Source organism: Weizmannia acidilactici (assembly GCF_008974185.1).
GTDB classification, from domain to species: domain Bacteria; phylum Bacillota; class Bacilli; order Bacillales; family Bacillaceae_C; genus Weizmannia; species Weizmannia acidilactici.
In genome coordinates this window covers 12,289-32,562 of record NZ_BKZP01000036.1, presented here as the reverse complement: position 1 = coordinate 32,562, position 20,274 = coordinate 12,289, and the positions used below count along the sequence as shown (strand labels likewise).

16 protein-coding genes are annotated in these 20,274 nt (G+C 45.7%); 7 read left to right on the top strand and 9 right to left on the bottom strand.

Translation table 11 applies throughout. The features are described from left to right. Window positions 1–246 precede the first annotated feature (246 nt). On the top strand, window positions 247–921 hold the full coding sequence (locus BpJC4_RS13545) for an SOS response-associated peptidase (RefSeq protein WP_151681425.1): 675 nt from the start codon (window positions 247–249) through the stop codon (window positions 919–921). 178 nt (window positions 922–1,099) lie between these two features. On the opposite strand, the gene BpJC4_RS13540 is transcribed toward BpJC4_RS13545, so the two are convergent. The 4 genes from BpJC4_RS13540 to trhO form a co-directional block, all read right to left on the bottom strand. Next, window positions 1,100–1,966 carry a DUF421 domain-containing protein gene (locus tag BpJC4_RS13540; protein ID WP_151681426.1) on the bottom strand — a complete coding sequence of 289 codons (867 nt, stop codon included), beginning with the start codon at window positions 1,964–1,966 and terminating at the stop codon, window positions 1,100–1,102. A 14-nt stretch (window positions 1,967–1,980) separates the two neighbouring features. Next, window positions 1,981–2,184, bottom strand: a complete 204-nt coding sequence (locus BpJC4_RS13535) for a DUF1657 domain-containing protein (RefSeq protein ID WP_151681427.1) — start codon at window positions 2,182–2,184, stop codon at window positions 1,981–1,983. Between the two features lie 61 nt (window positions 2,185–2,245). Continuing rightward, window positions 2,246–2,452, bottom strand: a complete 207-nt coding sequence (locus BpJC4_RS13530; protein WP_151681428.1) for a DUF1657 domain-containing protein — start codon at window positions 2,450–2,452, stop codon at window positions 2,246–2,248. Window positions 2,453–2,601: 149 nt separating this feature from the next. Next, entirely contained in the window at window positions 2,602–3,576 is a 975-nt protein-coding gene (trhO, locus tag BpJC4_RS13525; protein ID WP_151681429.1) for an oxygen-dependent tRNA uridine(34) hydroxylase TrhO, read from the bottom strand. A gap of 203 nt (window positions 3,577–3,779) precedes the next feature. Here trhO and BpJC4_RS13520 point away from each other — a divergent pair, with 203 nt between their 5' ends. The 3 genes from BpJC4_RS13520 to yidC all read left to right on the top strand — a co-directional run bounded on the left by BpJC4_RS13520 (window position 3,780) and on the right by yidC (window position 8,435). After that, the gene (locus BpJC4_RS13520; protein WP_151681430.1) at window positions 3,780–5,867 is read left to right on the top strand and encodes a DNA topoisomerase III; all 2,088 of its coding nucleotides are present in this window, start codon (window positions 3,780–3,782) and stop codon (window positions 5,865–5,867) included. 297 nt (window positions 5,868–6,164) lie between these two features. Next, window positions 6,165–7,055 (top strand): YitT family protein, encoded by an 891-nt coding sequence (locus BpJC4_RS13515; RefSeq protein ID WP_151698036.1) that lies wholly within the window; start codon window positions 6,165–6,167, stop codon window positions 7,053–7,055. A gap of 594 nt (window positions 7,056–7,649) precedes the next feature. Further along, window positions 7,650–8,435, top strand: a complete 786-nt coding sequence (yidC, locus tag BpJC4_RS13505; RefSeq protein WP_151681433.1) for a membrane protein insertase YidC — start codon at window positions 7,650–7,652, stop codon at window positions 8,433–8,435. 33 nt (window positions 8,436–8,468) lie between these two features. Here yidC and BpJC4_RS13500 read toward each other — a convergent pair whose 3' ends face one another. After that, window positions 8,469–9,134, bottom strand: a complete 666-nt coding sequence (locus BpJC4_RS13500) for a Rok-like winged helix domain-containing protein (protein WP_253693877.1) — start codon at window positions 9,132–9,134, stop codon at window positions 8,469–8,471. Window positions 9,135–9,572: 438 nt separating this feature from the next. Between BpJC4_RS13500 and BpJC4_RS13495 the strand changes: the two genes are divergently transcribed. Then, window positions 9,573–11,057, top strand: coding sequence for an aldehyde dehydrogenase family protein (locus BpJC4_RS13495; RefSeq protein WP_151698035.1), 1,485 nt, complete (start codon window positions 9,573–9,575; stop codon window positions 11,055–11,057). A 60-nt stretch (window positions 11,058–11,117) separates the two neighbouring features. On the opposite strand, the gene odhB is transcribed toward BpJC4_RS13495, so the two are convergent. Both odhB and BpJC4_RS13485 read right to left on the bottom strand, forming a co-directional pair. Beyond that, entirely contained in the window at window positions 11,118–12,377 is a 1,260-nt protein-coding gene (odhB, locus tag BpJC4_RS13490) for a 2-oxoglutarate dehydrogenase complex dihydrolipoyllysine-residue succinyltransferase (RefSeq protein WP_151681435.1), read from the bottom strand. A 187-nt stretch (window positions 12,378–12,564) separates the two neighbouring features. Continuing rightward, window positions 12,565–15,402 carry a 2-oxoglutarate dehydrogenase E1 component gene (locus BpJC4_RS13485; protein WP_151698034.1) on the bottom strand — a complete coding sequence of 946 codons (2,838 nt, stop codon included), beginning with the start codon at window positions 15,400–15,402 and terminating at the stop codon, window positions 12,565–12,567. Window positions 15,403–15,710: 308 nt separating this feature from the next. Here BpJC4_RS13485 and BpJC4_RS13480 point away from each other — a divergent pair, with 308 nt between their 5' ends. Beyond that, window positions 15,711–16,163, top strand: coding sequence for an Hsp20/alpha crystallin family protein (locus BpJC4_RS13480; protein ID WP_151681437.1), 453 nt, complete (start codon window positions 15,711–15,713; stop codon window positions 16,161–16,163). 140 nt (window positions 16,164–16,303) lie between these two features. Here the strand turns inward: BpJC4_RS13480 and BpJC4_RS13475 are convergent, their stop codons facing one another. Both BpJC4_RS13475 and BpJC4_RS13470 read right to left on the bottom strand, forming a co-directional pair. Further along, complete coding sequence (locus BpJC4_RS13475; protein ID WP_151681438.1) at window positions 16,304–17,707, bottom strand: HAMP domain-containing histidine kinase; 1,404 nt, start codon at window positions 17,705–17,707, stop codon at window positions 16,304–16,306. Continuing rightward, a complete protein-coding gene (locus BpJC4_RS13470; RefSeq protein WP_151681439.1) occupies window positions 17,704–18,387 on the bottom strand; it encodes a response regulator transcription factor in 684 nt (227 codons plus the stop codon). The genes BpJC4_RS13475 and BpJC4_RS13470 overlap by 4 nt, the downstream gene beginning before the upstream one ends. Window positions 18,388–18,938: 551 nt before the next feature. Here BpJC4_RS13470 and BpJC4_RS13460 point away from each other — a divergent pair. After that, window positions 18,939–20,201 (top strand): MFS transporter, encoded by a 1,263-nt coding sequence (locus BpJC4_RS13460; RefSeq protein WP_151698032.1) that lies wholly within the window; start codon window positions 18,939–18,941, stop codon window positions 20,199–20,201. Window positions 20,202–20,274 lie beyond the last annotated feature (73 nt).

Below are 20,274 nucleotides of genomic sequence, written 5' to 3'. Positions count from 1 at the left end.
CCAAGTCCTAAATTGATGTTTTCGGGGCTCGCCCCGAAAACATCAAAGATTCACTTGTCAAAGAACAACCATTCAACTGGAAATTGACTCATTTAGTAGGATCGAAACTTTATTATACGAGAGTGTCTGGAAATACCCGGTAAATTAACTTTGTCGGCACATACACGATAAGCCAAATCCTTTTGATCCGCACGCTTTTCCGTTACAATAACATATACAAAAAGCTTTTGAAAGGCGGGCTGAAGTTTGTGCGGACGATTTACGTTAACAGCATCTTTACATGAGATTGAAGAACGTTTCCATGCAACAGCATCTTTTTCAAATGATGCATATGCCCCAAGTTATAATGTGGCGCCTTCGCAAATGGTGGCTGCCATCATTAACGGCCGGAACGAATACAGATTAGGATTCTTAAAATGGGGGCTTGTTCCTTCCTGGGCAAAAGACCCGAAAATCGGGTACAAAATGATCAACGCCAGAAGCGAAACCGCTTTTGAAAAAGCAAGTTTCCAACAGGCGGTAAAACAGCGGCGCTGTCTAATTCCCGCAGACTCTTTTTATGAATGGGACCGGAAAAGCGGGAGCAGGATTCCAATGCGAATTAAGCTGAAGGATGAAAAGTTGTTTGCGATGGCCGGCCTTTGGGAAAAATGGGTGGATGCAAACGGCCGCCCGGTGTTTACTTGCACGATTCTCACCACCCGTGCAAATGAACTCATGGCAGAAATACATGACCGCATGCCTGTCATTATGCACAAGGGAGATGAAGAAAAATGGCTTGATCCTCTTCTTACGGAACCGGAACAGCTGCGGCCGCTCCTTTCGCCAATTGACAGCAGCACAATGGAAATGTACGAAGTTTCAGATCTCGTCAATTCTCCAAAAAATAATTTTCCGGAACTTTTACTGCCAAAAAAATAATCTGTTTGTATTCTTTAATAACCACCAATTTTTAATATAATATTTTCCATGGGAAGACCTCTGTCTAGATGTACTCGCCTACAAGCGGACATTTAAACGATAGAGTGTCTTCCTATTTTTTCCACACTTTAACCCCCTAGAATATTTTACATATACGCTTGTCATGCGCCAAATCCTTTTAGGGCTGCAGAAACCTGCTGAGTCTTACGATCATTTTCTCAAGCCGTTTTGCATTTTTATCGTACATCGCTTTTGCTTCTTTAGAATCGGTTGCAAGGGAAAATAATTCAAGATCGGCCTGGCATTTTTTGATCGTTGCCAAAAGGAGCTGTCTTTCCTGGCCCGCCGGGATTTGGATTTGGTCATCATAAATATCGACCGAAAGTTGCCCGTATGAATCAACCTGGCCGATATACACATTCTCGAGCGCGACATTTAATTTTTCAAGCTCCGTTTTCAGCCAGACATGATTGTAGCCGACCTTCCTCAGCTCCTCTTCCTGGACTTGGCCTTCCAGAATGACCGTATGCGGCTGTTTTTCCGGAGCTGGCTTCAATCCGAGATCGGCTGCATTCGGGGGCTGCTTTTCTTTTTTCATCAATACGCTTAAATCCCCGCTCGTTTCCAGCACGGCAAATTCAACATCAGCCACGCTGAATACGTTTTTCCTGCGCAAAAGCTGCATCAAATCAGCGACGGAATATTTTTGCTTTGCAAGATTGTCTTCCTGGATTTTGCCGTTTTCAATGACAACAGTTGGTTTTCCGAGCATCCATTCCCTGAACTTCCGGCTTTTGATCGATGCCCATCTTAACAAAAAGGGCACGATCATCCACAGAAAAAGGCTGAAAATCCCCGGCAAAAAATGATCTTTTAAACCGATGGAAACCCCGGCGGCGATGTTTCCGACCGTGATGCCGACAGCATATTCAAATAAAGACAACTGCGACAGCTGTTTTTTCCCTAGCAGCCTTGTGAGCGCAAATAAAACGATAAGGGTGGACATGGTCCGCCAGAAAATATCAAAATAAGCTGACACTTCCATCCCGTTCTCCCCTTCTAACTTTTATACTGCGGTTTCTTCCTTTCAATAACTGCCAGCCGCTTCGTTAAATCCTGTTCAATCTCTTCCATTTCCATCATGCTTTCATGGAATGCCCTCTTTGCTTGATCGGCAGAAGATAATAGCACCAGTCTGCTTAAGCTTTCTTTTGCCCCCTTCATGCTGGCAATGCATGACTTTAAATTTGAAACAATCGTCAAATTCCACCGCCTCCTTCATATCGGGGGAAAGGATGGGCCATCCATCCTTTTCCCCACATTTTTAAGATTCTGTGTACTGCGGCTCTTCTTTCTCTACTTCGCCCATTCTTGGCATAAGGGAGTCAATGATCGACTGGGTTTGCTGTGCAGCGGTCTGATACAATTGTTTTGCTTTTTTGTTATCCGTTTGCAATGCAAACGATTCGAGGTTTGCCTGGGCGCTTTTTAATCCGGCGACAGTTTGTTTAATGTTTGTAATTACGGTCATGCTTATCCTCCCAGCAAAACTTATTGCGTCCAACGAAGCGCTGAACAGGAATTATTTTATGGAACCGGCCAGCGTATATAATTTGAAATAAAAGGAAAAGGGTATGAAGCATAAAAAAAGATAGCCTGTTTCCAGACTATCCTTAACATTTACTTGCTTAACGCCGCATCTTCTTCTTCTATCCGGCGCAGGCGCTCGGCCACTTCTTCTTCCGTCAGGCCATGTTCTTTTACATACAAGTTGTTCGGTACAATGCGGCATTCATGCGAACAGCTCCGCATATATTTGTGTTCATTTTCTTCCGAGCATAAAAACTGCCGGTTGCATGCCGGGTTGGCGCAGTTGACATAACGTTCGCACGGTTCACCCGTAAAATAGTCCCTGCCGACAACCACATGCTCTATACGGTTAACCGGCACCGATATCCGCTGGTCAAACACATACAACATGCCGTCCCAAAGCTCGCCCTGTGTTTCTGGGTCTTTGCCGTATGTTACGATTCCGCCCTGCAGTTGCGCAACATCTTCAAAACCTTCTTCCAACAGCCAACCGGAAAACTTTTCACAGCGGATGCCGCCAGTGCAGTACGTCACAATTTTTTTGCCTTTTAATTCGTCTTTATGCTTGCGCACCCAGCCAGGCAGCTCGCGGAACGTGCGGATATCCGGCCGGATTGCGCCGCGAAAATGGCCGAGATCGTATTCATAATCATTGCGCGCATCCAAAACGAGCGTATCTTCATCAAGCAGAGCTTCACGGAATTCCTTTGGCGTCAAATATTTGCCGGTTTTTTCGTTCGGATTGATGTCTTTCTCAAGGCGCAATGTGACTAGTTCTTTGCGAGGGCGTACATGCATTTTTTTGAATGCATGCCCGTCCGCTTCGTCTTCTTTAAAAACCATATCGGCAAAGCGCGGGTCGCTGTGCATCATTTCTTTATAACGGTTTGTCTGTTCAACCGTTCCGGAAATGGTGCCGTTGATGCCCTCTTTTGCAACAAGGACGCGGCCCTTTAAGCCGGTTTCTTTGCAAAATTTCAAATGTTCGGCAGCAAATTCTTCCGGATTTTCAATTTCCACATACTTGTAATACAATAATACTCTGTACGGTTTTGTTTCTTCCATCATGTTGACCACCTATCGATTTATATTTGCAAGATATAATGTAGGTTGGGCTTGTTTACACTCATCTCTTACAAGCCAACATTTTACCAAAAAACAGCTTTGATATCAAAGTTTTCACTGTTCAAATGATAAAAATATCATTTTGTGGATCTTTTCCATATACGGTATACTAGATCAATAGGAATGAAAGAAAGGTGTTTTTTATGAAATCACTTGTTTTGGCAGAAAAGCCTAGCGTCGGGAGGGAACTTGCGCGCGTGCTCGGCTGCAAAGACAATAAGAAACGTTATATCGAAGGGCCGAAATATATCGTGACCTGGGCACTCGGCCATTTGATCGAACTAAAAATGCCGGAAGACTATGACCCGAAATATAAGGAATGGCGCATGGAAGACCTGCCGATTATTCCGGACAAAATGCAAACGAAAATAATCCGGCAGACGTTCCAGCAATATAAGGCGATTGAGCAGCTCGGAAAAAGGAACGATATCAAAGATTGCATTATCGCAACCGATGCCGGGCGCGAAGGCGAACTCGTCGCACGCTGGATTTTGGAAAAAATGCGCTGGAAAAAACCGGTGAAACGACTGTGGATTTCTTCGCAAACCGACAAGGCGATCAAATCCGGTTTTAACCGGTTAAAACCGGCAAAGGAGTATGATCATTTATATCACTCCGCTGTATGCCGGAGTGAAGCGGACTGGCTGATTGGATTAAATGTGTCGCGTGCTTTGACCGTAAAATACAATGACCCGCTGTCTGCCGGGCGCGTCCAGACGCCAACCCTTGCAATGGTCCTGGAACGGGAAAAAGAAATCCAGTCTTTTGTGCCGAAAAAATATTGGACGATTGAAGCACAGGCCGGGAAATTGGAAGTCACTTATGACCATCAAGGGGAAAAACGGATTTTTGACGAACAAAAAGCAAAAGATTTGTATCAATCATTGGGCGGGCAGACCGCCGTCGTAACGGAAGTGGTACGAAAAGAAAAAACAGAACAGCAGCCGCTCCCTTATGACCTGACCGAACTGCAGCGCGACGCCAACCACCGATTCGGTTTTACGGCGAAGAAAACATTGAATGTGCTGCAAGACTTATACGAACGGCATAAACTGGTCACCTACCCACGCACCGATTCGAAATATTTGACAAAAGATATGGAAAATACGATGTACGAAAGGCTCGTCGCCCTGAAAGATGCATATAAACAAGAAATCCAGCCGGTTTTGGCTAAGAAGGGGAAAATCCTCGCAAAACGCGTCATCAATGATGCGAAAGTGACCGACCACCATGCGATTATCCCGACGGACGAACGCCCTGTCCTTTCCGATTTGTCTTCCGATGAACGGAAAATCTATGACATGATCGTCAAGCGGTTCCTTGCGCTCTTTTACCCTGTTTATGAATATGAAACGGTGAAATTTAAACTGGATGCGGGAGGGAAAATGTTCACCGGGAAAACAACAGTCCGAAAAAACGCCGGCTACACCGCTGTTTTTCATCACGAAGCTGCCCGGGAAAATACGGCTCCCCTATCCATTAAAGAAGGGAAAACTTTTAAACTCGAACAACTCCGGCTCAGTTCCCATCTGACAGAAGCGCCGAAACGTTATTCCGAAGCGGATATCTTGTCCAAAATGGAAAAATTCGGGCTGGGGACGCCGGCAACACGCGCCGATATTATTGAACGCCTTGTCTCTTCCGAAACGATCAGCCGTGAAAACGGGCGCCTCGTGCCGACGCCAAAGGGAAAACAATTAATTGACCTTGTCAATGACGAGTTGAAATCGCCGGAACTGACGGCAAAATGGGAAAAGCAGCTTGAGGCGATTGCGCGCGGGAAAGGTAATCCGAAACAGTTTTTGGATACGATTCGCAAAGAAACGGTCCGGCTTGTGCGTGAAATCCAAACGAGCGACAAAAAATACCGCGCCCATAATTTAACAGGCACCAAATGCCCTGAATGCGGCTCGCTCATGAAGGAAGTAAACGGCCAGAACGGGAAAATGCTCGTATGTTCAAACCGGGAATGCCGTTTCACAAAACGGAAAGGCCCTAAACTTTCGAACCGGCGCTGCCCGACATGCCATAAAAGAATGGAAATCCACCACGGCAAGTCCGGCGTTTACTTCCAATGCCGCACTTGCAATATTGCCCAGAAAGCGGATGAAAAGAAAACAACATTATCCAAGCATGAGGAAAGAAAATTATTGCAAAAATACGCCAAGAAAGACGACACTTTTGGCAACAGCCTGGCGGAAGCTTTTAAAGCAGCCATGAAAAGCGAATAATATACGATCATAAAAGTGAACCCGGTTTGCCGGGTTTGTTTTTTAAAATGCATATTCATTCACTTCTTAACTTTTTTATAATATAATTAATACATAGACATTTGTAATGTTTTTCCTCTCTGCTTTTAAACCCGCTCTTTTCTCACCCGTGTGTATCAAGAGCGCAAGTCCTGTTCCTTCTTTGTATATGATTTTCAGGTTTCCAAACTTGTTTATGTGTGCGGACAAGACAGCATCCACCTGTTTATCTCGTAATATACATTCATTTACAAATTTTTTTTGGAAAGGGGATATGATATGGAAGAAGCGGTAAAATCATATACGGAATTCAAGCAGAAAAAAAACAAATGGGCCCTTCTTGCCCGGCGCTTTATTTTTGTCACTCTCGGCGCCATGATCATGGGGGTTGCCCTTGAATTATTTCTTGTTCCAAACCAAATCCTGGACGGCGGCATAACCGGCATCTCCATTATTCTCTCCCATCTCACCGGATGGAAGCTTGGTGCGGTCATTTTCATTTTAAACTTGCCGTTTTTTTACATCGGTTATAAGCAAATCGGAAAAACATTCGCATTGACGACTTTATACGGCATATCGGTTATGTCGGTGACAACCGTCCTATTAACTCCTGTCAAAGTGTTTACGGACGATTTGCTGCTCTGCACGGTTTTCGGCGGAATCATCCTTGGGATCGGGATCGGCCTTGTCATACGCTGGGGAGGATGCCTCGACGGAACGGAAGCGCTGGCGATATTATTGAACAAAAAACTCCCTTTTTCTGTCGGTGAAATCATTCTCGGCATTAATTTAGTGATTTTTACGTGCGCCGGATTTGTGTTCAGCTGGAAATATGCGATGTATTCGGTCATTACGTATTTTATTGCAACAAAAGCAATCGATGTGGTCGTGCAGGGTCTGGATGAATCCAAATCGGTCTGGATCATCAGCGATAGGATGCATGAAATAGGCGATGCCATCATGGCGAGGCTTGGGCGCGGCGTGACGTATTTAAACGGGGAAGGCGCATATACGGGAGACAATAAAAAAGTCATTTTCTGCGTCATCACCCGCCTCGAGGAAGCGAAACTGAAATCGATCGTCGAAGAATTTGATTCAAACGCCTTTATAGCGGTCGGAAATATTTCGGAAGTGCGCGGCGGGAGGTTTAAGAAAAAAGATATCCATTAACCGCAATAAAAAGCAGTTGTTAAATCTTAATACAGATTATGAAAAGCGGTGGGATGACACAACCGGCATACATGCCACTTTTCATGTGTTGAATCGTTTTTTCGGCGGATTCCAACAGCGGTATTCTTTTATCCGGCAGCATGAAGAGCAAACAAGCCTTTTTCCAATATCGATTATCATGAATAAAAGCGCATTTGGTGAAATAATGATTACGGATTGTAAAAAACAAGGAATTCAAATATACTTTGTACTGATACCTTTAAAGCGAGTGAAAATCATTGATCCAAAACTTGATTGACTTTATAAATGATCCAACCATCTGCACGCTTTCATTTCTTGTATTGACGGCCGGTTTTCTTTATATCAGCCGCCTGATTGTTAGGCAGCCCGCTTATTTTGAGGCGAAACCCGCCGGAATGGTGGCGGACTTTACGGTTCGGAACATTGCTGCAGCGGACTACCGCACTCACTCTGCCATTATTTGGATGATCAGTTGTGTCAGAATACGGACATATCCTTCTGAAGATCCTGATGCCGGTTGACATGAAAAGCATCACGGCAGGATCAGCGCAACATACTGAAGGAGGATATGCTATGAAAAGATTTTTCAGTTTAACTTTTATCATGTCCGGCTTGCTGCTTATTTTAAGCGCATGCTCAAGCTCAGCAAACGTCGGCACGAACAATAACGGGTTTTTCCATCACTATTTTGTGAGCCCGTTTGCGGTTGTCATCAAAGCAACCGCCCACCTGTTTAACGGAGACTATGGCATCGCCATTATCATTTTAACATTGATCATCCGTTTAATTTTAATGCCGTTAACAATGCATACGTACAAAAACCAGCAGCAAATGCAGGAAAAAATGAAAAAACTAAAGCCGGAAATGGATAAACTGCAAACGAAGATTAAAGCGGCCAAATCGAAAGAAGAACAGGCCAAGTTGCAGCAGGAAATGATGCTATTATACCAAAAGCACGGCGTCAACCCGATGAACATGGGCTGCCTGCCGATTTTAATCCAAATGCCGATTTTGATGGGATTCTATTACGCGATCCGGGGTTCAAAAGAAATTGCCAGCCACTCTTTTCTTTGGTTCAGCCTTGGGAAGGCGGATATCCCGATGGCCATTTTGGCGGGTGTGATTTATTTGGTACAAGCCCAGATTTCGATGATCGGAATTCCGGAAGAACAGAAAAAGCAAATGAGATATATGATGCTCTTGTCGCCGGTAATGATCCTGTTCGTTTCATTTACGGCACCGGCAGTCCTTCCGCTTTATTGGACGGTCGGCGGGCTGTTTTTGTGCGGGCAGACGCTGCTGGCGAAAAAACTTTACCAACCCCGGCATCCTAAAGAAAATTCAACTGCAAAATCTTAATGCAAAAAAGAACGAACCGTGCGTTCGTTCTTTTTATACTCTATCGTGCTCAAGGAGAAATATTTCTTCCGCCTGGCCGGTATGCTGCTCTGCGAGTTCCTCTATTTTTTCCTCCGGAGTGCTTTGCTGTTCTACGGTATCCACCGGCTCCCCTGTTTGTATCGTTTGCTGTTCCACTGATTCCTCCGCAGGCTTGTCCCCGGATACCGCAGCCTCAACGAACTGGTATAAGCCCCTTTCCGGTTTGCAGATACGCGGCTCAATTTTTTCGACGGTTTTCATGAAAGAAGTCATGTTTGCAATTTTAAAACCCGTTTTTTCTTCGATCATCCGCTTCAATTCAGCCCCCCTGATCGGTCCCGGCTTCTCTTTTAAAATTCGGATCGCTTCTTCCCTCATTTTACTTGATTTGCTTCTTCTCGACGGCCGGGATTTACGCACCTTCCGTTCCCTGTGGAAAATCTGCCCGTCGTATGTTTCCAATGAGGCGGACAAAGGCGGATTGAAGGGTATATATTCAGGCGGCAGCTGATTTGGCGCTTCTTTTAACATTTGCTCTTCTTTTTCATCCAGCTCCCTTAATCTTTTGAAAATACACTCTCTTTCATTACGGAACTCTTGCAACACCCGGACTTCAGCGTCTTCCAGCTGATCGAGCCGGATTTTGAGCGCCATTCTCTCATTTATCGTCAACTTCAACCCCTCACTTCTCAAAAAATAGAAAAAAATTATGTATATTATTATAATATGATATTAGCAAAATAAAAAGATAAAAATATTGATTTTTATTAGAAAATAATTATACAACGTATAAATATTCATTTAATCCGCCATATTGTCTTCCTTTATGCGTATATTTATACCAAAGCAGACAAAATAAATAACAGGATGTTGTGCAATTAATAAATAGTAGTTTTTGTCGGAAATACTCGTTTTTTCACTTAATACGGTTTAAATTTTCGAAATATTTGTATTGCATATTTTTTTCGTTTTTAGTAGAATATTTATGTAAGCGCTGACAAGTTTAGCGGGTTTTACAGCATGATATCAAGGCACCCTTAACGCGCAAAAGCTTTAGAAAAAAGGAACAGGGATACCCCTGCGCCTTTTTAAAACAATTTATATGGAGGGATTGCGATGGAACAATTAACCGTGCAGTTGGACGAAAGAGTTCAGAAATTCCTGCAGGGCAAGAAAAAAATGTATATCAACGGGCAGTTTGTTGAGAGCGTATCCGGTAAAACTTTTGATACGCCGAACCCTGCGACCGGGGAAACGCTGGCAACTGTTTACGAAGCAGATCAAGAGGATATCGACCGCGCCGTAAAAGCCGCACGGAAAGCTTTTGACAACGGGACGTGGTCGCGGATGAATCCTGCAGAAAGAAGCCGGTTAATGTACAAATTGGCTGACCTCATGGAAGAACACAAAGAAGCTTTGGCGCAGCTGGAAACGCTCGATAACGGGAAGCCGATCCGCGAAACGGCAAACGCGGATATTCCGCTTTCGATCGAGCATATGCGGTATTATGCAGGCTGGGCAACAAAGATTACCGGCCAAACGATTCCTGTAAACGGCTCTTACTTTAACTATACCCGCCATGAGCCGGTTGGGGTTGTCGGGCAAATCATCCCTTGGAACTTCCCTCTGCTGATGGCCATGTGGAAAATGGGCGCAGCACTCGCAACAGGCTGTACGATTGTATTGAAGCCTGCCGAGCAGACTCCGCTGTCTGCACTGTATTTGGCGCAGCTCGTGGATGAAGCCGGATTCCCGGATGGGGTCGTCAATATCGTACCGGGTTTCGGGGAAACGGCCGGTGCCGCATTGGTAGACCACCCGCTTGTGGATAAAATTGCTTTTACCGGTTCCACGGAAGTCGGAAAGCTGATTATGGCCAATGCATCCAAAACATTAAAACGGGTGACGCTTGAGTTGGGCGGAAAATCGCCGAATATCATTTTGCCTGATGCGGACTTAACGAAAGCCATTCCGGGTGCATTGAACGGTGTTATGTTCAACCAGGGCCAGGTATGCTGCGCAGGTTCGCGCGTCTTTATCCAAAAGAAACATTTTGACAATGTCGTCGCCGATATGGCTACACATGCCCAATCGATTAAACAGGGATTCGGGCTCAGCCGGGATACCGAAATGGGGCCGCTTGTTTCGGATGAACAGCAGGAAAGGGTGCTGAATTATATTGAAAAAGGGATTGCGGAAGGCGCGGAAATCGTCACCGGCGGGAAAAAAACGCGTGAAGAAGGCTATTTTGTAGAACCGACCATTTTTGCCGATGTCCGTGATGAGATGACCATTGCAAAAGAAGAAATTTTTGGCCCGGTCATTGCGGCAATGCCTTATGAAAGCCTCGATGAAGTAATTGAACGCGCCAATAACAGCGATTACGGGCTAGCTGCAGGCGTTTGGACGCAAAATGTAGCCAATGCACATTATATCGCGAACCGCCTCCGTGCTGGTACGGTCTGGGTAAACTGCTACAACGTATTTGATGCGGCTTCTCCTTTTGGCGGTTATAAACAATCAGGCATTGGGCGCGAAATGGGTTCATACGCTTTGGAAAACTATACGGAAGTCAAAAGCGTTTGGATTGCCAATCCATAAACGGAACAGCCAAAAGAAAAAGCATCGGAAAAACCGATGCTTTTTCTGATTCAATTTGGATTAAGATTCGAGCAGCAAGTCTTCCGGATTTTCAATCAAAGTTTTTACCGTTTTTAAGAAACCAACAGCATCTTTCCCGTCAATGACACGGTGGTCGTAAGAAAGGGCCACATACATCATCGGGCGGATTTCAATCCGTTCACCGTCCACGGCAACCGGGCGTTTTTGGATACTGTGCATACCAAGGATACCGACCTGCGTACCGTTGATAATCGGCGTTGAGAATAACGAGCCAAAGACACCGCCGTTTGTAATGGTAAACGTTCCGCCCTGCAGATCGCTCAAAGCAAGTTTGTTTTCGCGCGCTTTCGATGCAAACGCCGCAATATCGGCTTCAATTTCCGCAAAGTTTTTACGGTCGCAGTCGCGGACAACCGGCACGACGAGCCCTTCATCTGTTGATACTGCAATTCCGATATCATAGTATTTTTTCAACAGTAGCTCATTGCCCTGGATTTCAGCATTGACATACGGATATTTCTTCAATGCCGCGACAACGGCTTTCGTAAAGAATGACATAAAGCCGAGGCGGATATCATGTTCTTGAGCAAACTGCTCTTTTTTGCGTTTTCGTAAGTCCATCACAGCCGTCATGTCAATCTCATTGAATGTCGTCAGCATTGCAGTTGTCTGCGTGACTTCAACAAGGCGTTTAGCAATCGTTTGGCGGCGTCGGGACATGCGAATCCTTTCAACCGGTTTGCCTGTTTCCTGAGGTGCAGCTGCTTGGGGAGCCGCCGGTTTTTCCGGTTCCGCCGCTTTTCCCGGTTTAGCCGACGGATCGTAAACATCGATATCTTGTTTTCTTACCCTGCCGAGCGGATCAACAGTCGGAACTTTCGATAAGTCGATGCCTTTTTCCCGGGCCAGTTTGCGGGCTGCCGGAGAAGCAATCGGGCGTTCCTTTTTCTCTTCCTGTGACGGCTCCTGGGCCTGAGGTGCTGGCCGGTCCGGTTCTGCTTTTTTCGCAGACGCCGGTTTTTCTGGTTGCGGTGCGGCAGCTTGCGGCGCGCTGCCTTCCCCTGCCCCTTCTCCGACTATTGCGATGACATCGCCAACTTGCACTGTATCCCCTTCTTCAAACAGAACGGACTGGATCACGCCTTCTTCTTCCGAAATCACTTCGACGTTTACTTTATCTGTTTCCAGCTCCACGATATATTCGCCTTTGTCAACATGGTCCCCCGGGTGTTTCAACCATTGCGCGATGGTTCCCTCCGTGATTGATTCTGCTAGTTCAGGCACTTTAATTTCAGCCACAACGTTGTCCTCCCTTTCATGATTAACCATTATATATTTTTTAAGAAATAGCTTATATATGTTCGCTTTTACCGGGCATAACAGGCATTTCCATGGCCACCCGTGAAAAGCTACCTTCATACATATACAGTTTTTGTGCATATCGAAGCCCCCGCCCGCCGGGTGGGCGCGCGGAGCGGGTTTCCCTTTACGCACGGGTAATTGCTTCAGAAAGAATTCTGTTTTGTTCTTTTTTATGGACAACCGGATCTCCTTCGGACGGGCTCGATCTTCTCGGCCGGCCGATATATTTGACTTCCGCACCCTCAGGCGCCAGCTTCCTGAGGTAAGGTTCAACATAAAACCATGAAGCCATATTTTTCGGTTCTTCCTGCAGCCAGACAATTTCTTTTACATTTTTGAAGCGTGAAAATACCGCCTTGATTTCCTCTTCTGGGAACGGATAAACTTGTTCCACTCTTAAAACATGGAGCCAATCGGTTTTTTCTGTGCTATTCATTTTTTCTTCCAAATCAACCGCAACTTTTCCGCTGCAAAGGATGATTCTTTCCACCGTATCCGCATTTTTTCCCAAGCCCGGCTGTTCCAGCACCGTGTGGAATTTACCGTTAGCCAGAACAGACGGCTCTACAGATGCGAGCGGATGGCGGAGCAGGCTCTTCGGCGTCATCAGGACAAGCGGGCGGATTTCTTCTTTTGTCAGCCATTTTGCTTGCCTTCTCAAAATATGGAAATATTGGCCGGCTGTCGAAACATTCGCCACCGTCCAGTTGTTTTCCGCGGCCAGCTGCAAAAAGCGTTCCGTTCTGCCGCTCGAGTGTTCCGGACCCTGGCCTTCGTATCCGTGCGGAAGCAGCATGACAAGCCCAGATTTCTGTCCCCATTTTGCCCTGCCAGATGAAATAAACTGGTCAAACATTACCTGGGCCATATTGGCAAAATCCCCGAATTGCGCTTCCCAAATGACGAGCGTATCCGGCGAAAAGACATTGTAGCCGTATTCAAACCCTACAACGCCGGCTTCTGTCAGCGGGCTGTTGTAAATCGCAAATGATGCGCTGACACCGGACAAATGATGGTGCGGGATAAACTCTTCGCCTGTTTCTTCATCATGCAGGACAAGGTTCCGCTGTGCAAATGTGCCACGCTGTGTATCTTGGCCGGTAAAGCGGATTGGGACGCCGTCTTTTAAAATGGAAGCAAACGCCAATGCTTCGGCATGCGCCCAATCAATTTTCCCCTGGCCGTCAAAAACATGCTCACGGCGTTTTAAAATTCTGGCCAATTTTTTAAATACATGGAAATTTTCCGGCCAAGCAAGCAGTTCGGTGTTCAATTCCCTCAGTTCTTCTTCCGGGACACCGGTTTTAACGCTCAAATAACCTTTTTTGACGATTTCAGGCGGTTCCATTGCCGTATCCGGTTCTTCTTCGCCGTTCGGCACTTTATCGTAAGCGGCCTGCAGTTTTTTCTGGACGGCGTTGTCCAGCTCTTTCACATCATCGGATGTCACAATGCCTTCTTTTACGAGACGTTCCCCGTAAATCTCCTTGACTGTCGGGTGTTGATGCACCAGTTTGTACATCATTGGGTTGGTCGCCATCGGTTCATCCATTTCGTTGTGCCCGTAGCGGCGGTACCCGACTAAATCGATGACGAAATCCTTATGGAACCGTTCACGGTATGCATATGCAAACAGCGCAGCCTGTACACATGCTTCCGGGTCATCCGCATTGACATGGATGATCGGCACTTCGTAACCTTTTGCCGGATCAGAAGCATATCTGGTCGATCTGGAATCATAAGTTTCTGTTGTAAACCCGATATTGTTATTGGCAATAATATGGATGGTGCCGCCCGTCCCAAAACCTTTCAGCTTGCTCATGTTGAGCGTTTCAGCGACAATCCCCTGGCCTGCAAAAGCGGCATCGCCGTGGACGAGAATTGCAAACGAATGGTAAGGGTCCTGTTCCGGGTAACCTGCTTTATTCCGGTTATCCTGCGCTGCACGTGTATACCCTTCGACAACCGGGTTTGCAACTTCCAGGTGGCTCGGGTTGTTCGCCAGCACGATGCGCGCACTGATCGGGCTGCCGTTTCTCCCTTTCCTGTCCGCGCCAAGATGATATTTCACATCACCTGTCCATCCATACGTAATCCCAATGGACCCTTCTGAAGGAATTAAATCTTTATTGGAAGCGTGTTTAAATTCCGCAAAAATCAGTTCATAAGGCTTTTCGAGGATATGTGCAAGGACATTGAGCCGCCCCCTGTGCGCCATTCCGATATTCACAGTTTTTACGCCCGATTTGACCGCGGCAATAATCATTTGCTCCATTAGCGGGACGAGCGCATCCAAACCTTCAATCGAGAAGCGTTTTTGCCCGACAAAGGTGCGGTGAATAAATTTTTCAAAGCCTTCCACATTGATTAGCCGTTTTAAAATATCGATTTTTTTTTCTTTGCTTAATTTCCGGAAGAAACTGCCGGATTCAACCGTCCTTTGCAGCCAGTGCTTTTCTTCCAGCTCATGGATGTGATCGAATTCGAATGCTACTTTTTTTGTATAGACTTCTTTCAAATAATTAATGGCATCAAGCCCGTTTTTCACCCTTTCTGGCGCATCCGGGCAGATAAAGGATGCTGGCACTTTTTTCAGATCTTCTTCGGTTAAATCAAATTCGTTCAGTTCGATCCGCCTTACATGCACCTCAGGCTTATGGAGCGGGTTGATATCCGCCGCCAAGTGCCCGAACGTGCGGATATTGTCCGCCAATTTTACAGCAGCGATCATCTTGCTGAAAATCGTCGGATTTGCCGGCAGTTGGAAAGAGATATCCGCCTGGCCCTGCGTTGTTTCACCGCTTTCAGGAACGGCAGGCGCACCCCATTGGTCAAAAACTTTTCTCGCCTCTTCCTCTACGCTGTCCGGATCTTCCAAGTACTGTTCATACAAATCCATGACATAACCAAGATTTGGCCCTGAAAAACTTTCCCAAAATCCCTTTGCTGTTGTTGCACTCATTTTGATAAACCTCCAGCCCTTCTTTATGCCTTTTCATTTTCATTTGTTTTCCATTTGCTGTACAGTGAGGCCAAACAGAAATAATGAAATTATGTAACGATAGAGAATTTTGTAATCTATAACGCTTACAACCACAATTTTATCACTGTAAACGTAATAGATAAAGTTAAAAACTCCAATTTTTAAAAATTTGCATGAATAGTGATTCAGTCGCATTTTCCCCTGCCCTGTACAGCCTGCATCACCTCACCGGATTGGATGGAGCGGCATAAATTATAGTATCATCCATTGGTGAAAGGAGCAGAAATATGTTCCCGTGGAATATGTTCCCCTTTAATGAAGAGATGTCCCAGCTGATGAAAAACATCCCGCTTCCGCACATGGACGAACAAATGAAACAAGCCCTATCCCAATGGAAACAATGGAGCGGCGCTTTAAAAGGCCAAGGGGAACACGGGCAGCAACCGGCCACGGGCGGCAGCTCCTTTTCTTCTGAAATGGAAGTTTTTGAAACCTTTGATTTTATTTTTATCCGAGTCCCCATCCGTGAAAAAACGTGGCTCAGCCAGTTGAAGATTCTCCACACTTCCCACAAGGCGATATTAAAAAACATTCCGGAACAGGGGGAAGAACGTGTAATTCCGCTGCCATCCCCGGTGCTGCGGAAAGGAACAGCCGCAAAATACCGCGACGGCATTCTCGAAATCCGCTTCATCAAGAAAGCCGAAAATGAAATTACGGAAGTAGGCATTGATTTTTAAATTTGGAAAATGAATCCGGAACGCTTCGGCAAAAGCAGGGGACCGTGCAGTGCCGTCCGGATGTAAAACGAACATCGCAGGTCTGGATCAGTGCAATAAAAAAAGAAAGTTTCTTTTGTTGAAACTCTCTTTTTTGGCAACTATGTTTTTGGCTGCGTGTAAAGCGGGAAAACGAACCGTATTTCCGTTCCACGGCCGACCGTGCTGTCTGCTTCAATCGTACCGGAGTACCCTTCCACCAATTGTTTGGCGATAGCAAGGCCAAGGCCGTTTCCGCCTTTTGCGCGGCTTCTCGCTTTGTCAACGCGGTAAAACCGGTGAAAAATATGCGGCAAATCTTCTTTGGGAATGCCGATGCCGTAATCCTTGATTGTCAAAATGGCCGTTCCATGCCCTATTTTGAGGCCGATATCCACTTTGGCGATTGAATCGGAATACTTAATGGCATTATCCATCACGATAATTAGCACTTGCTCGAGATGGTTCTCGCTCATTCGGATTTCATAGTCATGCTTTGGGTCATATTGAAATGTAAATTCAAAATTTTCATGGATCATTTTGAAATTTCGGACCACCCTTTCGATGACGGCCACCAAATCCGCTTTTTCCTCATTCTCCATGATTTTACTTTCTTCCGCACGGGACAGATCAAGCAGTTCTTCCACCAATTTTTTCATCCGTCTCAATTCCTGCAGCGACGCCTGAAGCGACTCTTCCAGGATGGCCGGGTCGTTTTTACCCCACCGGTTTAATAAATTCAAATGCCCCTCCATCACTTGGACCGGTGTCCTCAATTCATGGGAAGCATCTTCGACGAAGCGTTTCTGTTGCCGGAACGATTGTTCAATCTGGTCCATCATGTCGTTAAAGATATTGGTCAGTTCGCCCATTTCGTCCTTTGAAGCACTTGGTTCCATCCTTTCATGGAAACCTTTTTTGCGGATGCTTTGCATGGTGGATGAAAGTTTTTTCAGCGGCTTCAAAAAATTTTTTGCCATCATAAACCCGAGAAAAGCGCTAAGCAAAAGCCCGACACAGCCGGCGATCATCATGACAAACAGCACATTCCGCATTAATTTTTCATACCTGTACAGCGGATAAATCACTTCTATGTAACCGTCAAATGCCGGGGAGTGGAAAGGGCTCCTTCCGACTAAAATTTTGTCGTCGTCCGCCTGAATTAAGCTCACTCTTTTCTCATTCACCGGAACAAACGGCACTTTCGCGTTCGTGGAATGAATGCTTTTTACCACGAGCATCTCCTTGCCGCTTGCATCCAGAATTCGGATCGACTGGTCTTTTTCAAGCACTTGCTGGAAAAGGGAGCGGTTGGACAAAATATCATCAATATTTTGCCCCCTGTCATTTAAGTCATCCAGCACCTGCGAGACCGAGGCGGCTTCCTCATGCAGCAGCCATCTACTGATTAAGGTATATTGCAGAAAACCGAATATAAGAAAGGTTAAAAAAATGGCAACGCTCGCCCCGACAGACCATTTGACTTTCAGTGAACTTTTCTGCAGCCAAAATCTCACATCATTCATTCACGCATCACATATCCCGTTCCTCTTACCGTCTGAATATAACTGTCCTCGCCATCTGTATCAATCTTGTTACGCAAATAGCGGATGTAGACATCCACGACATTGGTTTCCACTTCGGTTTCGTAACCCCAGACTTTATTCAGCAGGGCTTCCCGGGTCATGACGATATTTTTATTTTCCAATAGCGCAAGCAGCAGATCGTACTCGCGCTTTGTCAAGTCAATGATTTTTCCGCCTTTTTTCACGAGCCGGCTTTCTTTTTCTAAAACGAGGTCGCGGAACTTATACGTTGTCAGGGCCGCCGTTTTCGGTTCCGTGTATTCTATCCTCCTGAAGATTGCCCGCAGCCTGGCGAGCAGCTCTTCGATCGCAAACGGCTTCACGACATAATCATCCGCGCCGTGGTCAAGCCCTGAAACCCTGTCCATAATGCTGTCGCGGGCAGTGATCATAATAATCGGCGTTTCTTTTTCTTGGCGGAGGCGTCGGCATACTTCCAGGCCGTTCAGCTTTGGCAGCATCAAATCAAGCAGGATGACGTCCCAATTCTCATCCAAAGCTACCTGCAGCCCTTCACGCCCGTCATAAGCAACTTTTACCTCATAACCTTCGTGTTTTAACTCCAATTCGATAAAACGGGCTAAATTTTTTTCATCTTCTACTAAAAGTACACGTTTCATTTCGATTCCCCCTCGTATTTCTTCGCTCAGCCGGCCATATATCTTTCCTGCTGTACCTATTATAGCCACAGGCATAGAAATTGCAAAAGGGCAAATTCATGGCAATGCATGGCTGAGACCGGCACATTTCCGGTGGGGAGAAAAAACATAGAAAATGCATTTTCTTGTATACTAGCCTAGAAAAAAGAAAATGGTATGAACAGTTTGTTAAAATTTGATGAGAAAAATGATGGGATGTATTTGTTAAAAAAGTTTTCCTTTTTAAAAGATAAAACGCTGCTGGATATGTGGAGCAAGTAAAATATCAAAGATTGCGGGAAATAACACTGTCAATCCATCCAGCGCCCGAGTAACCACAAGCATGCCAAGAAAAGATCTGGCAACCGCCGACCCTTCTACTGATAAGAAACCGGCCGTCAACGAATGACGTTCACCATAAATTTTATTGACTTTTGGTACGTTTCTTATTTCAGCCTTTTGCATTCATAAATATTTCGAATTAGTAAATAGTAAAGAGTGCAGTATAGACATGAAGAAAGGAATTATAGGAAATGGAACAGATCACAACGCATACCCCTTTATCCGACAAGAGTAATGAGATCCATCAAAAACGCTGGGCGATTGTTGCGCTTTCTTCTATTCCGCTTATTATGACGTTAGGGAACTCCATGCTGATCCCTGTCCTGCCCATGATGGAAGACAAACTGGACATCTCCAAAGTCCAATCGAGCTATATTATTACGTTTTATTCGATTGTGGCCATTATTCTCATTCCGGTTGCAGGCTTTTTGTCGGACCGTTATGGAAGGAAAATGGTCATTATCCCCTCTTTAATGATTACAGCTGCCGGTGGTGCATTATCGGCTTATGCAGCATGGCAAATGAAAAATCCGTATCCTTTTATTTTGATCGGCAGGACTTTGCAGGGCGTGGGGACAGCGGGCGCAGCGCCAATCGTTTTGCCTCTTGTCGGAGATATGTTCCACCGCGACCGCGATGTCAGCGCAACGCTTGGCATTATCGAAACAGCCAACACGTTTGGAAAAGTGTTAAGCCCGATTCTCGGTTCGCTTTTGGCGGGCTTCATTTGGTTCCTGCCTTTTGCGGCCATTCCCATATTTTGCCTGATCTCCATTTTGTCGGTCTTGTTTCTTGTGAAAAGGCCAGCCAACGAAAAACAGGGTCCGAATGTAAAAGAATTCTTGCATAATACAAGAGAAGTTTTCCGTATCCACTGGCGGTGGCTTGCTGCTGTGTTTGCGATCGGAGCCATTGTCATGTTTATTTTATTTGCCGTCCTTTTTTACCTTTCTTCCAATTTGGAAGAGCAATTCCATTACCATGGCGTTAAAAAAGGCTTTGTTCTGGCCGTTCCACTGGCTGCCTTATGCTTGTCATCTTTTATAACCGGAAAAATCATTAAAGAAAATATGGTGCTGATGAAATGGATTATTTTTTCAAGCGTGCTTGTCATTGGGACCTCGGTGCTTTCGATTGCGTTTTCCAACAGCTTTTTCTATTTAATGGGGGTTTTTCTTGTTTGCGGGATTGGGATTGGGGCTTCCCTGCCGGCCTTGGATGCACTTATCAACCAATCCATTCAAAAAGAGATCAGGGGTACCATCAGCTCTATTTACAGTTCAATGCGCTACATCGGGGTTGCGGCGGGCCCGTTATTTATGGCGTATTTTATGAAAGGGCAGGTGGTCTTCAGCCTTTTGATCATGTCCGTTTTTTGCCTCGTGGCAGCCGGGCTCACATTTGCTGCTGTAAAACCGGACAGAGCCCGTTCGCAAGCGCCTTCCCCGACATAATTAAAAGGGTTACCCCAATCGCCCCGGGGTACCCCTTTTTTATGCAAGGCTTAGTTAACTGCGGTGTTGATGA